9 protein-coding genes are annotated in these 15,369 nt (G+C 62.0%); 3 read left to right on the forward strand and 6 right to left on the reverse strand.

Going from position 1 to position 15,369, the window contains the following annotated elements; genetic code table 11:
• Nucleotides 1-65: 65 nt before the first annotated feature.
• Entirely contained in the window at nucleotides 66-875 is an 810-nt protein-coding gene (locus DyAD56_RS20805; RefSeq protein ID WP_102304735.1) for a class I SAM-dependent methyltransferase, read from the reverse strand.
• Between the two features lie 193 nt (nucleotides 876-1,068).
• Between DyAD56_RS20805 and DyAD56_RS20810 the strand changes: the two genes are divergently transcribed.
• Nucleotides 1,069-3,264 carry an alpha-N-acetylglucosaminidase gene (locus DyAD56_RS20810; RefSeq protein ID WP_102304736.1) on the forward strand — a complete coding sequence of 732 codons (2,196 nt, stop codon included), beginning with the start codon at nucleotides 1,069-1,071 and terminating at the stop codon, nucleotides 3,262-3,264.
• Between the two features lie 670 nt (nucleotides 3,265-3,934).
• Complete coding sequence (locus DyAD56_RS20815; RefSeq protein ID WP_158241414.1) at nucleotides 3,935-5,674, forward strand: S53 family serine peptidase; 1,740 nt, start codon at nucleotides 3,935-3,937, stop codon at nucleotides 5,672-5,674.
• Between the two features lie 67 nt (nucleotides 5,675-5,741).
• Here DyAD56_RS20815 and DyAD56_RS20820 read toward each other — a convergent pair whose 3' ends face one another.
• From DyAD56_RS20820 to dgoD, 5 genes are all read right to left on the reverse strand, one after another.
• Complete coding sequence (locus DyAD56_RS20820; protein ID WP_102304738.1) at nucleotides 5,742-8,087, reverse strand: glycoside hydrolase family 31 protein; 2,346 nt, start codon at nucleotides 8,085-8,087, stop codon at nucleotides 5,742-5,744.
• A gap of 1 nt (nucleotide 8,088) precedes the next feature.
• A complete protein-coding gene (locus DyAD56_RS20825; RefSeq protein WP_102304739.1) occupies nucleotides 8,089-9,522 on the reverse strand; it encodes a sugar porter family MFS transporter in 1,434 nt (477 codons plus the stop codon).
• 82 nt (nucleotides 9,523-9,604) lie between these two features.
• Nucleotides 9,605-10,942, reverse strand: a complete 1,338-nt coding sequence (gene xylA, locus DyAD56_RS20830; protein WP_102304740.1) for a xylose isomerase — start codon at nucleotides 10,940-10,942, stop codon at nucleotides 9,605-9,607.
• 46 nt (nucleotides 10,943-10,988) lie between these two features.
• On the reverse strand, nucleotides 10,989-12,503 hold the full coding sequence (gene xylB / locus DyAD56_RS20835) for a xylulokinase (protein ID WP_102304788.1): 1,515 nt from the start codon (nucleotides 12,501-12,503) through the stop codon (nucleotides 10,989-10,991).
• A gap of 11 nt (nucleotides 12,504-12,514) precedes the next feature.
• Nucleotides 12,515-13,663 carry a galactonate dehydratase gene (dgoD, locus tag DyAD56_RS20840; RefSeq protein ID WP_102304741.1) on the reverse strand — a complete coding sequence of 383 codons (1,149 nt, stop codon included), beginning with the start codon at nucleotides 13,661-13,663 and terminating at the stop codon, nucleotides 12,515-12,517.
• 248 nt (nucleotides 13,664-13,911) lie between these two features.
• Between dgoD and DyAD56_RS20845 the strand changes: the two genes are divergently transcribed.
• On the forward strand, nucleotides 13,912-15,078 hold the full coding sequence (locus DyAD56_RS20845; RefSeq protein WP_102304742.1) for a DNA-binding transcriptional regulator: 1,167 nt from the start codon (nucleotides 13,912-13,914) through the stop codon (nucleotides 15,076-15,078).
• Nucleotides 15,079-15,369: the final 291 nt, after the last annotated feature.

Raw genomic sequence — 15,369 nt, forward strand, 5'->3', positions numbered from 1 at the left:
CAGTCACCCTGCCCGGACGATCATCGGATAAGGCACACCCGCATGGCCGAAGGCATCGAGCGCCGCTATGGCTTCACGAACTTCAACGTCATGCGGTCGGACTCGCCGATCGCCTTCATCTTCGCGTGCTCACTTTCCGGGCCCGACAGATCGGGCGGCAGGCGATGGACATTGATGTCTTCGGGATCGTTCGGATTGGCATTGACCTGCGACACATCGGCAAGCCGGAAACCCGCCTTGGTGGCCTGCGAAATCATGTAATCCTCGGAGATGCGATGCAGCGCGCCAGCCGTGGCCTGCCCATCGGCGAATGGCTTGGCGCGGTGCTCCTCAATACCGAGAACGCCACCAGGCTTAAGCACGCCATACGCGGCGTTGAACACCGCCGCGAGCGTGTCCTGGCTGTTGATCAACCAGTCGTGCGTGTTGCGAAACGTGAGCACCATATCCGCCGACTGGCTAGCGCCCAGACTCACCTGGTCGGGCGGCGCGAACGGAATCACCTTGGCGATATGGCCGAACACGGCAGGATTGCTCTTGAGCTTGGCGTTGAACTTCTCGGCCTTCGGCGGTGCCGCTTCAATCAGCTGACCATGCGCAGCAAGGTACGGCGCCAGTATCTCGGTGTACCAACCGCCGCCCGGTGACAGCTCAATCACCGTCATGCCCGGCTGGATGCCAAAGAACTGCAGTGTTTCCACCGGATGTCGATAGACGTCGCGCGCTTTGTTGGCATCGGAACGCCAACTGCCGTTGACGGCTTGTTGTAGTGACATCTCCGCTGCCGGCGGACGGGTATCGGCCGCTTGTGCCGCGGCTGTGAGTGAAAGCAGGACGGGAAGCAGAAGCAAGCGCTTGCAGGTTCGGTGGAACATGGTTCGACCCTCCTGGCGATGAGGCCATCAAGCCTACGCCGAAAACAAGTCGCGGGAAGAACTTCGCTTACCACGGCGGCCGACAAGCAACACAAGCACCAGCGCCCAGGGGCACCAGGGATCGACGGCGACAAACCTTGCCTCCTTCGCGACGGTATACGATGACCGGCACCCACACCGCACGGAACACGCTATGCGCCCATCCGCCACATGGACTTGGCTGGCCATCGCCGTATGCCTTTGGTGGAGCGCAACCTCTCGCGCTACGGACTTGCCTGGCTTTGATACGGGCCCGCAACAAGCGGTGATCCATCGCCTGCTGCCGCATCAGGCTTCGCAGTTCGAGCTAGGCACGCTCCCTGGCGGGAGCGACCGCGAACATTTCCGCATCAGTAGCGCGAACGGGCATATCCGGGTGGAAGGAAGCACGCCCAGCGCGTTGCTCTTCGGCGTGAACTGGTATCTGAAGTACGTGGCGAACGTGCAGATATCGCCCAACGGTGACCGGGTGGGCACCGAAGCGTTTCCGCTACCGGCGAAGACCATCGAACGCGAAGCTGAGTATGCGCATCGCTATGCGCTGAACGAGAACGTCGATGGCTATACCGCCCCCTATTGGGATTGGACGCGCTGGGAGCGGGAAATCGACGTCCTCGCACTTTCCGGCATCAATGCCATGCTGGTCGAGCGCGGCATGGATAGCGTGCTCTACCAAACCTTCCGCGATGTCGGCTATTCGGATGCCGAGATCCGCCAGTGGATTACTCAACCCGCCCATCAGAACTGGCAATTGATGGGGAATCTCTGCTGCTTCAATGGCCCGATCAGCACGGACCTGATGCAGAAGCGCGCTGTGTCCGCGCAGAAGATCATCGCCCGCCTGCGTGAGCTCGGCATCACGCCCGTGCTACCTGGCTTCTATGGCATCGTGCCCGCCGACTTCCAGACGAAATTCCCCAAGTCACATGTCGTGCCTCAAGGCGAATGGGCCGGCTTCACGCGTCCGGGTTGGCTCGATCCGCGCGATACGCTGTTCAAGCGGCTGGCTGCAGCCTTCTACAAGCACCAACGCGCACTGTTCGGCGAGAGCGCCATCTACGACATGGAGGTATTCCAGGAAGGTGGCGAGTCTGGCGATGTACCGGTGCCGGAAGCAGCCCGAGCCGTGCAACACGCGCTGCACGATGCGCATCCCGATGCCCTCTGGATGATGCTGGCCTGGCAAGGCAATCCACGCCAGGACCTGCTGAGCGGCGTCGATCGCCGGCACCTGCTGATCATCGATATCGACCATGACCGTGTGCCGCGCGACGATCGCCAGAAGGATTTTCAGGACGCACCATTCCTGTTCGGCGGCATCTGGGAGTTCGGCGGCCGCACCACGCTCGGCGCCAACACGCGCAATATCACCGAACGGTTGCAACGTCTTGGTCGTACCAACCGCAATATGGTCGGCACCGCAGTTTTCACCGAAGGCATGGATACCAACCCCTTCGCTTTCGACCTGTTCACCGAAATGGCCTGGCGCGGCGAAGCTGTCGACGCTGGCCCCTGGACGACCGACTATGTACGGCGCCGCTACGGTGCCGCCGATCCGCATGCACTCGCTGCCTGGAAAGTGTTGCTCGCCACCGCCTACGACATTCGCATCGACAGCGTGGCGTTCAACAGCGAGCGCGACGCCGCGCAGGAGTCACTGTTCAACGCCCAGCCCAGCCTGACCGCGAACCGTGCCTCGAACTGGTCTCCCGAGGGCATGCGCTACGACGCTACCCTGTTCAAGCAGGCCCTGCCCGAGATGCTCAAGATCGATCCGGCGTTACGCAGCAGCGATACCTACCAGTACGACCTTGTGGATATCGCCCGGCAGACGCTCGCCAACGAAAGTCGCCTGCTATTGCCGCGCATCAAGTCCGCGTATGACGCCAAGGACCGTGGACAGTTCGAACGCCTCACACAGCGATGGCTACAACTGATGGACTTACAGGATCAGTTGCTTTCGACCAACCGCTATTTCCTCGTGGGAACTTGGCTGGCGCACGTCGATGGCTGGGCCTCCTCGCCTGAGGAACGCACGCGGCTCGACTATGACGCCCGCTCCATCCTCACCACCTGGGGTGATCGCAAGGCCAGCGAGGGTGCCAGCTTGCACGACTACGGCAACAAGGATTGGGCGGGACTGACGCACGACTATTACCGCGTGCGGTGGGCAACGTTCTTCAATGGATTGGATCAGGAGCTTCGTGCGGGTGTGCCTGCGAAGCCGGTGGACTGGTTCGCCCTGGGCGATGCCTGGAACCACGCAAGGGACCCTTATGCGGACCAACCCACGGGCGACGCGTACACCGTGGCAGCACGGATAGCCGAAGTGCTCCGCACCCCCTATTGAGTTGCGCACATGCGCGGACCAGAGCAGTGGCTCGCGTGCCGAACCATGCCATCCATCGGCTTGCGCATGTAGCGATGGCCTGCCACATCCACTCTGCCGATGGTGTCGCCCTGCATGGGTTTGATGGACGTTCAAAACGGCGGCACACCATTCAATGCGCGTGCACTCACCCGATGATGTGTGACGGCCGTCGTGATAAACCTGTCAACGCGACACACGGTTTATTGATGGCTTGTCTAACTTATTCGATGGGAAGTTTATTGACGATTCATTCGCTTCGTCGCGGCCATGTGAAACGAAAGATCTCGTTGCCTGAGACTTGTGACATGCGGCACCAAAACCCTACGAATATCGCAAGCTCATCACGCCAGTATCACTTAGGTGATCGCAAGTAATTGCCATTCGAAAGTTCGCGCATGCGGTTGTCATGGGCCACGCCACGCCCTTACAAATAACCCGCTACGCCAGGGCACGCCTTACCGCCCATCGCACTGCCTCCCAAGTTTTTGACTGCATTCCGGCCGGCCTTACGGGGAGGTAACCGTGTCTTTTTTCGAAAGCGACGGCGTTAGCAATGAGCCGTTCCTACGGCGCCGCAGGTCATGCAAGTAGACAGCGAGTGCAGCCCAGCAGGGTGCTGCACCTTCACTTCCCAAGGGAGAAATGGACTGTGAAATTACTACCGCTCAGCAAGGAAATTCGTCGCTCTTTCAGCCTCAAACTGGCCATGCCAGCCATGGCGTTCGTCTGCGCTTTCGCCGTAGGCACCAGCGCACACGCCGCCGATGTCGCAAGTACGGGCCAGGTGCATATCCTGCGAACTCAAGTGCCCGAGATCGTGTCTTCCGGTGGAGCCGCCGTTACTGGCGCGCTGGCCGCATCGCAACACTTGAAGTTGGCGCTCAACTTGCCGCTGCGCAACGAAGACGAGTTGGATAGCGTGCTGCAGCAGCTGTATGACCCGCAGAGCCCGGGCTATCACAAATATCTAAGTGTCCAGGAGTTTACCGACCGCTTTGGGCCGACCCAGCAGGATTACGACACCGTCGTCGCCTGGGCCAAAGCCAACGGCTTCACCGTAGTTAAGACCACCGCCAACCGCCGCCTGGTGGATGTCGAAGGCTCGGTGGACACCATCAACCGCGCGCTACACATGCAGTTGGCCACGTATCACCATCTGTCCGAGAACCGCAATTTCTATGCGCCGAACCGTGAGCCCACGGTGGATCTGGGCGTACCGCTGTTGAAGATCACGGGCCTGACCGACGTCAACCCGCGAGTCAACCATCTGATCCACGGCAATGCCCAGCAGCATGCGAATGCGCTGAAGCATGCCAATGGCTCGGGCCCCTCGGGCGAGTATCTGCCCAGTGATATGCGTGCAGCGTATTACGGCTCAGGCTCGCTGACTGGCGCGGGTCAGACAGTGGCGATCTTTTCCTATGATGGCTACTACTCCAGTGACGTCGCCCTTTACTACAGCCAGACCGGCATGAGTTCGTCGGTGCCGGTCAATAACGTGCTGGTCAATGGCTATAGCGGCGTTTGCGATGCGGGTGATGGCAGTGGCACCTCGCCCTGCGACGACGGCGAGCAGGTGCTGGATATCGTCAACGTCATCGGCATGGCGCCGGGCCTGACCCAGGTGCTGTTCTACGAGGGCTCCAGCGCCACCGACATCCTCAACCAGATGGCCACCGACAACACCGCCAAGGTGATCAGCTCCTCGTGGGGTGGCGGTGACTTCGGCAGCGCTGACGATCCGATCTACAAGCAGTTCGCTGCGCAAGGCCAGACCTTCCTCAACGCCACGGGTGACTCCGGCGCCTATAACAGCCAGACGTGGGCAGCTCCGTCACTCGACCCGAATATTCTTGATGTCGGTGGCACCGATCTGAACACCACGGGCCCTGGCGGCGCCTGGAGTTCGGAAACCGGCTGGAGTGGCAGCAGCGGCGGCTACTACAAGGCGGCCGGCTATTCGATTCCGGCTTACCAGAAGACGGCCGGTGTGATCACCACCACCAACAAGGGTTCGACCACGCTGCGCAACGATCCTGACGTGTCGGCGGAGGCCAACTTCGACAACCCGACGGTGAGCAACGGCAGCTTCGAAACCGGTTATGGCGGCACCAGCTTCGCTGCACCGCGTTGGGCCGGTCTGCTGGCCCTAGCCAACCAGCAGTCAGTGGCCGCCGGTAATGGAACGGTTGGCTTCGTCAACACCAAGCTGTACACCCTCGGCCTGGGCTCCACTTATCACAGCCTGTTGCACGACGTGACAAGCGGCAGCAACCCGCCTCAGGCAGGTAGCGGCTCGGGGTTCAAGGCCGTGGCTGGCTTCGACCTGGTCACCGGCTGGGGCAGCCCGATCGGCGCAGCTTTCATCAACGCGCTGACGACTCCGTAAGCGGAAGGCACAGATATGGGGCGGGCGCTTCGCAAGCGTCCGCCCCATGTCATTTAATTCAGTCCCCTTACCTGCCCATGACCTTGGCAAGTTCGGAGACCTTTTTGTTGAACGCCGCATCGCCGCCGGTGGCACTCAACACGCCGGATGCATTGTTCCAATGCAGTTGGGTCGTGGTGCTCTTGCCCGCTTCATAGCCGTACGACGTACCGTCGTCGTCATAGAGCGCAAAGCCAGCATCGCTGCCCGGATAAACACGGATCTCGGTGATCGACTGCTTCGATGCAGTCGACTGAATGTCCGAACCCAGCGGCACGATGGAGCCGGCGCGAACGAACACAGGAATCTGATCGATGGGGGCGGCTACCTTGATCCACCGCCCGCCTGTCAGCTTTTCGTTGGTCCAGAAGTTGTACCAATCGCTGCCAGCGGGAAGATAGACGTCTTTCTCCGTCTGGCCTTGCTCGGTGATGGGCGCCACCAGGAAAGCCGGTCCGAACATATATTCGGTACCCAAGTTGGCAACGTTGGCATCGCCCGGGAAATCCATCCACAACGGCCGCATGAAAGGCGCGCCCGTGTCATAGGTTTTCTTGGCCTGGCTGTAGATATACGGAATCAAGCGGTAACGAAGTTTGTCGTACTTCGCCATGATCGCTTCGGCTTGATGACCGAACGCCCAGATTTCCGTGTGCTTACGATCGCCGTGCAAACGCAGGGTCGGCAGAAAAGTGCCGTACTCGAACCAGCGCGTGAGCAGTTCCGGATAGTCGTTGTTCTGCCCCACCGTGTCGCGTGCATCGGAAGGATCAAGCAGCGGTGTCTTGGTGGCGTTGGTGGTCTGCGGCAAGTATTGCCAACCGCCGATGTCGTTGCCCCAATACGCAATGCCGGAGGCGGTCATGTTGAGGCCCGTGGGAATCTGGCGCTGCAGCGCCTCCCAGGTGGGGTCGATATCCGACGACCAGAACAGCGCGCCGGTGCGCTGTGAGCCCAGGTAGGCTGCACGGGAGAGTATCAATACACGTTCGTCCGGCTTCCATGCGCGCATGCCCTGCGCAACGCCTTCCACGTGCACCAGCGGAAAAACATTGTGGTACCGATCGCCGGAGCCGATCGAGAAGAAGTAACCGTCCGGCACGAGATCCGGCTCGGTTTCGTCAAGCCACGGACAGTCGAAGCCATGCGAAAGAATGTTGTCGCGGGCGTGTTCCCAGTACCACTGACGTGCTGCGGAGTTGGTGGAGTCAATCAGCGCGCCGGTGCGATCCGAACGGAACGGCAGGCCATCAACCGTCTTACCGTTCTTGTCCTTCAGAAAATAACCCTTGGCATCAAGCTCGCTGAAGTAACGCCCGGATCGCTCGAAGCGCGGCCAGATCGATATGATCGACTTCATGCCCGCATCGTGAAGCTGCTTGTTCATGCCATCGGGGTCGGGAAATTCCGCCGGATTGATGTCCAGCTGACCCATGTGCGTCCAATAGAACCAGTCCACCACCATCACGTCGAGCGGATAGTTCTTTTCGCGATACGTATGCGCAACGCGCAACACTTCGGCCTGGCTGTCGTAGCGTGCCTTGGACTGGATCAGGCCGAAGGCGGCCTTGGGCGGGATCGGCGTTTTGCCGGTCACTCGTGCATAGGCCGAGTAGATCGCCTCGGGCGTGTCGCCCGTCACCACAAAGAAACTGACGCGCTCGCCCACTTTCGACTGGAAGCTTGTGCGGCCGCGAATGCCGGCGACAAAGCGTGTATCCGATGGGTTATCCCAGATGATGCCGTAACCTTTGGACGACACCATGAAGGGCACGCAGACGGTTTCCCCACTCGGTGCGTCGTACCAGTGCTGGCAATCGATGACGCGACCGCGCAGATCGAGCGGGCCGAGGCTGTCCTGATTCTGGCCCATGCCGTAATAGTGTTCGTCCACGGGAGCGGAGAACGTGGCACCCACCTGATAGGTGGCTTCGCCGGCCACGTCATGCGGATACATCTCCCAGCCGGTCATGTTGACGACCGTCGCGCCCTTGGCGTTCTTCACTTGCAACCGGACTGGCGCTAGGTCCGGCGCAAAGTAACGCTCCGTGATGCCTGGCGTATGCGGCGGTGGCGCAGCGTCGACATGCAAGGTCAACTCGGGCGATGCAAAGGTATCGCCGCTCGCGTCGCGGGTTTCATGGAATGCGGAATGGTCGGCGTGATCAGCAAGAATCCCGTAACCGGGTGCCTTCAATGCCTGGGCTTTGTCGGCGGCAATCGTTATATGGACCACGTTGGGGCCATACGCTTCGACGCTTACCCATGCGCCATGACGATCAAGCGTAACCGCTGGTGCAGCGTTGGCGGTTGCAACCGCCGTGGCGAGGGACAAGGCCAGACTAAGCAGTGAGATTTTCTTTGAGGTCCGCATGTCAGCCCTCCATCTCTTCCAGTTCCTTGCCGCGCGTCTCGTGCACATAGCGCAGCACGAAGACCACCGATAGTGCAGCCGCCAGGGCATAGAGACCGTATGCACCCGCCAGACCAATGCTGGTAAGCAGCATCGGGAAGGTCACGGTGATGGTGAAGTTGGACACCCATTGCGCGGCGCCGGCCACGGCAAGTCCCGAGCCACGGATCTGGTTGGGAAACATTTCGCCGAGCATCACCCACATCACGGGGCCCCACGACATGTTGAAGAAGATCACGTAGAGGTTTGCCGCCACCAGTGCGAGCGTGCCCTGTCCGGCGGGCAGGATGAGCTTGCCGCTGGCGTCGACGCCGCCGTGCGCGAAGGCCCAGGCCACCAGTGCGAGTGTGATGGTCATACCGACCGAGCCCACCCACAGCAGCGGCTTGCGACCCACCTTGTCGACCAGCATCACAGCGACCAGGCATGCGCCGATGCTTAGCGCACCGGAGAGCACGTTGATCAGCAGTGCGTCGTTCTCCGAAAAGCCCACCGCCTGCCACAGCACGGCACCGTAGTAGAACACCACGTTGATGCCGACCAGTTGCTGAAAAGTGGCAAGACCAACGGCCACCCATACGATGGGGCGCACGCGTCTGGTTGTCTTGTCCAACAGGTCGGAGAACTTCGGGTTGTGCCGGTCTTGCGAGAGCGAGGCACCGATATCCGCCAACTTGGCCCGTGCTTCCTGCTCACCGTATAGGCGCGTGAGCACCTTGGTCGCTTCCTGGTCACGCTTGCGCACCACCAAGAAGCGCGGGCTCTCCGGAATGAACAGCAGCGAGACAAGGAACAGTGAGGACGGCAGCACCTGCATCCAGAACATCCAACGCCATGCGTCCTGGCCCAGCCACAGCATGCCGGTGGAGCCACCCGCCGCTTTCGCCAGCAGGTAGTTGCTAAGGAAGGCGCTGAAGAGACCACTGATGATGGCGATCTGCTGCATGGTGGCCAGCCTGCCACGGTAGCGCGCGGGCGCCACTTCGGCGATGTAGGCCGGTGCAATGACGCTAGCCGCACCCACCGCGAAGCCACCGGTGATGCGGGCCGCCACGAAAAACGCCGCGCTGGCTGACGCGCCTGCGCCCAATGCCGACAACAAGAACAGTAGCGCCGAAACGATCAGCACCGAACGCCGCCCCCAGACATCGGCCACGCGCCCGGCGAAGAACGCGCCGAAGGCGCAACCGAGCAGCATGGACGCCACCTGGAAACCAATGGCCGCCGAGCTCGAATGGAAGGCCTGCTTCAGGCCATCCACCGTGCCATTGATGACGCCGCTGTCGAAGCCGAACAGGAAGCCGCCCAAGGTGGCGACGCAACTGATCTGCACGATGAGTCGGGTGTTCTCTGCCTGGTTCGCGGCAGCCGGGCTATCAAGCGCAATGCTATTCATGCTTTCGGTATCTCGTGTCGTTTCCGGTCTTCCCCGCCGGCAAGGCACACCCCCGTGTGCCCTGCCCGCCCCCTTGATACCGTCAACGCAGCAGATACTGGTTGATCAAGTTCTCGTAACGCTCCTGTTTGCCACTCTGCCGTGCCGGCTCGCCATGCTTAACGGCGTAATCGTGCAGATCGGCGAAGCTGAGCTTGCCATCGGCAAAATCGAGCCCGGCACTATAGTCGAAACTCGTATAGCGGTCCGCGCGCCACTGTTCCAGCGGTGACTGGTTCAGCAGCGCATGAGCCACTTCCAGCCCGCGGGCAAACGCATCCATTCCGCCGATGTGGGCGAGGAAAAGGTCGTCAGCATCGGTAGATTCGCGGCGCGCTTTGGCGTCGAAGTTAAAGCCACCCGGGGCGATGCCGCCCTGACGCAGCACTACCAGCATGGCGCCCACGGTATCGTACAGATCGCTCGGAAACTGGTCGGTGTCCCAGCCGTTCTGGGCATTGCCGCGGTTGGCGTCGATACTGCCGAGCATGCGGTGATCGGAAGCCACCTGCAGGTCGTGCTCGAAGGTGTGGCCGGAAAGCGTGGCGTGGTTGGCTTCAATGTTGAGTTTGAAGTCCTTGTCCAGGCCATGCGCCTTGAGGAAGCCGACCACAGTGGCAGAGTCGAAATCGTACTGGTGCTTCATCGGCTCCATCGGCTTGGGCTCGATGAGGAAATTGCCCTTGAAGCCGATGCTGCGGCCGTAGTCACGCGCCATGGTGAGGAAGCGTGCGAAGTGGTCGAGCTCACGCTTCATGTTCGTGTTGTGCAGTGAGGCATAGCCTTCGCGACCACCCCAGAACACGTAGCTCTCGCCGCCCAGCGCCACGGTGGCATCAAGCGCAGCCTTGATCTGCACCGCGGCACGCGCAACCACCGCGAAGTCCGGGTTGGTCGCTGCGCCATTCATGTAGCGCGGATGGCTGAAGAGGTTGGCCGTGCCCCACAGCAGCTTGATGCCGGTGGCCTGCTGGCGTTCTTTGGCAAGGCCCACCATATGCTTCAGGTTGGCTTCGTATTCGCCGATGTCATCTGAATCCGGCGCCATGTCGATATCGTGGAAGCAGTAGTACGGCACGCCAAGCTTGGTGAAAAACTCGAAGGCCGCATCCATTTTCGCTTCGGCGCATGCCAGCGGTGTCGCTTCCTGGTCCCACGGGAAAACGCGCGAGCCCGGACCGAAGGGGTCGTGGCCCGCGTTGCAGAACGTATGCCAGTAGCACACGGCGAAGCGCAGGTGCTCGGCCATGCTCTTGCCGCCGATCAACTTGCCGGCATCGTAATGCTTGAACGCCAGCGGGTTGTCCGAGCCCAGCCCTTCGAACGGAATGCGTCCGATGCTGGGGAAATATTCGCGCTTGCCGATGAAGGGAGTGCTCATGGTGTCGGAATCCTTGTCGGGGAAATGAAGCAGGTCCGGTTGGCCGTCACGCGGCGCTCGTGACCATGGGGTGGGTGTGTAGCGACCTGGCCACATCGAGGTGTCGCAGGAATATCGGGTAGTGCTGCCGGTAGGCGGCAACGCTGGCCGCATCCGGGCGCGTCGACAGACCGGTGGCGATGACAACGTGCTCGCTCGCCAGATCGGCGATATCCGCGTGGCCACCGCGCGCATGGTCGTTTGCCCACGCGGCCTGCAGCGCCGCGCCAAGCGCAGCACCTTCAGCCTGAAGCGGCACTTCTACCGGCAGGTTGAACACGTCGGCGATCATCTGCCGCCAGGCGGCGCTGTGGCTGCCGCCGCCGGTGAGCCGGATCGCATCGAACCGCAGGCCCGTGGCCAGCAGTGCGTCGTAACCGCTGCGCAACGCGTAGGTCGCACCTTCCATCGCAGCGCGATACATATTCGCGCGCGTCATGTTGCCCAGGTCCATGCCGTGCAGGCTGCCGCGCGCATACGGCAGATCCGGTGTGCGCTCGCCGTTGAAGAACGGCAGCATCACCAGTCCGCCCGCGCCGGGCCGCGTGCCCGCCATCACCGTGTCGCCATCGCGCGCACTGAAGCCGAAGGCCTGCGCTACCTTTTCGGTGGCGAGCGTGCAATTCATCGTGCAGATCAGCGGCAACCAACCACCGGTGGACGAACAGAACGCCGCCCAGCGCGCGTCCTGGTCAACCACGGGGTGATCGGCATAGGCGAACAGCGTGCCCGAGGTGCCAAGGCTGATGCTGAGCACGCCGGGCCTGACGTTGCCGGTGCCGATGGCGGCCATCATGTTGTCACCGCCGCCAGCGGAGACGCGCACGCCGCGCGACAGACCCAGCTCGTCGGCCATGCTGTCCTTGATTGGGAAACTCGCGTCGGCGGCCACCAGCGGCGGCAGGCAGGCCAACAGGTCGCGCCCTGAATCGGTCGCGTCGAGCATGGCCTTGGACCACTGGCGCGTGCGCACATCCAGCCAGCCGGTGCCCGAGGCGTCACCGCACTCCATCCAGCGCTCGCCGGTGAGCCAGAAGTTCACGTAGTCGTGCGGCAGCAGGATGGTGGCGAGCTTTGCGTAGGCGTCCGGCCGATGCTTGCGCGTCCACGGCAACTTGGAGGCCGTATAGCCGGCGAGAATCGGGTTGCCGCCCAGTTCGACGCAACGCTCCGCACCACCGGCCGCCGCCATGATCTCGTCGCACTCGGGTTGCGTGCTCGTGTCACACCACAGCTTGACCGGTGCCAGCACGTTGCCGTCCGCATCGAGCGGCACGAAACCATGCTGCTGCCCAGATACACCGATAGCCACAATCTCCGTGCGCAGCGACTTGGGCAGTTTGGCGAGGCAGGTACGCACGGCGTCGATCCACCACTCGGCGATCTGCTCGCGACTGCCATCCTCGTCGGCGATCAGCTCGATCGACTGCCCGTGGGCGGCAACCACGCACCGCGAATCCATATCGTAGACGACGAGCTTGACGCTCTGCGTTCCCACGTCGATGCCAGCAACGAGGTTCATGGGCGCGCGCATCACCATTCCGCCACGCTGCCATCGGCGTGACGCCATACCGGGTTACGCCAGCGATGCCCGACGATGGCGCGCTCGTCCACGTAGGCCTGATTGATCTCGATGCCCAGGCCCGGCCCCTTTGGAATGGCCACATAGCCTTCGTGGTAGGTGAAGACGCTGCGATCGACCACGTAGTCAAGCAAATCGTTGTCCGCGTTGTAGTGGATGCCCAGGCTTTGCTCTTGAATAAAGGCGTTGTGGCACACCGCATCCAGTTGCAGGTTTGCAGCCAGCGCGATGGGGCCCAGCGGGCAATGCAGGGCCAGCGCCACGTCGTAGGCCTCGGCCATGGCGGCGATTTTCTGGGTCTCGGTGATCCCGCCCGCATGGGATGGATCGGGCTGAATGATGTCCACGCCACCCATGTCCAGCACGCGCTTGAAGTCATAGCGCGAATAGAGCCGCTCACCCAGCGCGATGGGCGCGGGCGACAGCGCCGCCAGTTCCGGGATGGCCTCCAGGTGCTCGGACAGCACCGGCTCTTCAATGAACATGAGCTTGTACGGCCGCAGCTCGCGCATCAGCACCTTGGCCATGGGTTTGTGTACGCGGCCATGGAAATCCACGCCCAGGCCAATGTCCGCTCCCACCGCATCACGCACGGCCTGCACGTTCTCCAGCACGCGCTCGACCTTGGCGTGCGTGTCCACGTACTGCATTTCTTCGGTAGCGTTCATCTTCACGGCGGTAAAACCGCGCGCCACCGCATCTTTCGCGGCGCGTGCGGTATCGGCTGGACGGTCGCCGCCAATCCACGAGTAGGCGCGAATGCGTTCGCGCACGGGACCGCCCAGTAGCTCATGCACGGGCACGCCCAACTGCTTTCCCTTGATATCCCACAGGGCCTGGTCGATGCCGGCCAGCGCACTCATCAGGACCGGGCCGCCGCGATAGAAACCAGCGCGGTACATCACATTCCAGTGGTCCTCCACCCGGCGCGGGTCTTTGCCCATCAGGTAGTCGGACAGCTCGTCGACCGCAGCGGCCACGGTGTGCGCCCTGCCCTCCACGATCGGCTCGCCCCAGCCACTGATGCCAACGTCGGTGTCGACGCGCACGAACAGCCAGCGCGGCGGCACGATAAAAGTGGTGATGGTGGTGATCTTCATGCGTACGTTCCGGCCCAAAGCCTGCGGAGTGGCGACACCGGCCGCGACACGTGGCGCCCGGGAGTGGCGTCCAGGGCCACTTCAAACAACGCCGGGATGCTGCAATCAGGCCGTAGGGGGCCGCAATTGCGAAATCCGCCAACGTGGCAGGTTTTTTTCCCTGTCGCGTTGCGTCATGCCCGGTGCCGCGAGAGCTGGTAGCGTCGGCTTTCCTGGGCTCTTTTCACTACGGCCCGAATAGCCAGACCATGTCTCCACACCGCATCGCCCTGCTCTTCAATGCGAACAAGGTTTATGACCGGCAGATCATTGCGGGCATCGGCCAGTATTTGAAATCCACGCGCGTGGAGTGGGACCTCTTCATGGAAGAGGATTTCCGCAGCCGCACCCTTGGCATTCACCACTGGCGCGGCGACGGCATCATCGCGGACTTCGACGACCCCGTTGTGGCCGAAACCCTGGCCGACATACCCATTCCCGTGGTGGCCGTGGGCGGCTCCTATGCGGACGTGAGCCAATACCCACCGATAACGCCCTACGTGGCGACCGACAACGTCAAGTTGGTGCGGCTGGCGTATGACCACCTGATTGAACAGGGCCTGCAACGTTTCGCCTTCTATGGGCTGCCGCCCAATCCAGGCAACCGTTGGGCGCAGGAGCGCGAATCGGCCTTCCTGCGAATGATCGAAGCAGATCGGCTCGAGGGCCTCGTATACCGCGGCTCGCCGACCAGCGCGGGCGGCTGGGGCCGCGCGCAGGAAGACATGGCCGCGTGGGTGAAGTCATTGCCCAAGCCCATCGGCATCATCGCAGTGACGGACGCGCGTGCGCGTCAGCTGCTGCAGGCCTGCGTAGTGGCAGATGTACCGGTGCCCGAGCAGATCGCCGTGGCGGGCATCGACAACGACCCCTTGGCGCAGCTGCTGAGCCGTATCCCCCTGACCTCGGTGACCCAGGGCGCGGAGGAAATGGGCCGCATGGCCGCGCAGGTGCTGCATCAGATGCTGCATGGTGGCGTATCTGCGGGTACGCGCATCCTGGTACCGCCGGCTGGCCTCAACATCCAGGCCAGCAGCCTGCACAAGCCGATGAAGAGCCCGCACGTGATGCGCGCCTGCCACTACATCCGCCAGTACGCGTGTCTGGGCATCAAGACCGAACAGGTCGCCGATTACGTGGGCATCTCGCGCACGCTGCTTGAAGAGCACTTCAAGCGCGAGCTGAAGCGCACCGTGCACCAGACCATCCTGGAGCACAAGCTGGAGATGGCGCGCAACATGCTCAAGGACACGTCACGTCCGCTGGCCGACGTAGCCGTGAGCAGCGGCTTCACCTCGCTGCAGTACATGTACGCCGTGTTCCGTCGTGAATTCAATTGCACGCCGCGGCAGTTCATTGAGAACGCGCGCTCTTAGGGCCGTTTCAAAATCTTGTGTGAGTGTTCATTTCCTCACCGTCATTCCGGCGTAGGCCGGAATCCAGTAGCGACCACGCTGATTGATCGCGATAGTCGGCTATGTTCTAGAAACCATTTCGCGAAAACCGGATACAGAGGCCACTGGATTCCGGCCTACGCCGGAATGACGAGCAAGAGACGTCGCCTTTTTCGATGTCCCCAGAAGATCGTAAACAGGCTCCTAAACGCCACCGAGATGCGTGTCGACCCGGTGGCTCTTTCTGATGACTACCGATGCAGCCTCGACGAA

It is taken from the genome of Dyella sp. AD56, from assembly GCF_002878475.1.
Classification (GTDB): domain Bacteria; phylum Pseudomonadota; class Gammaproteobacteria; order Xanthomonadales; family Rhodanobacteraceae; genus Dyella.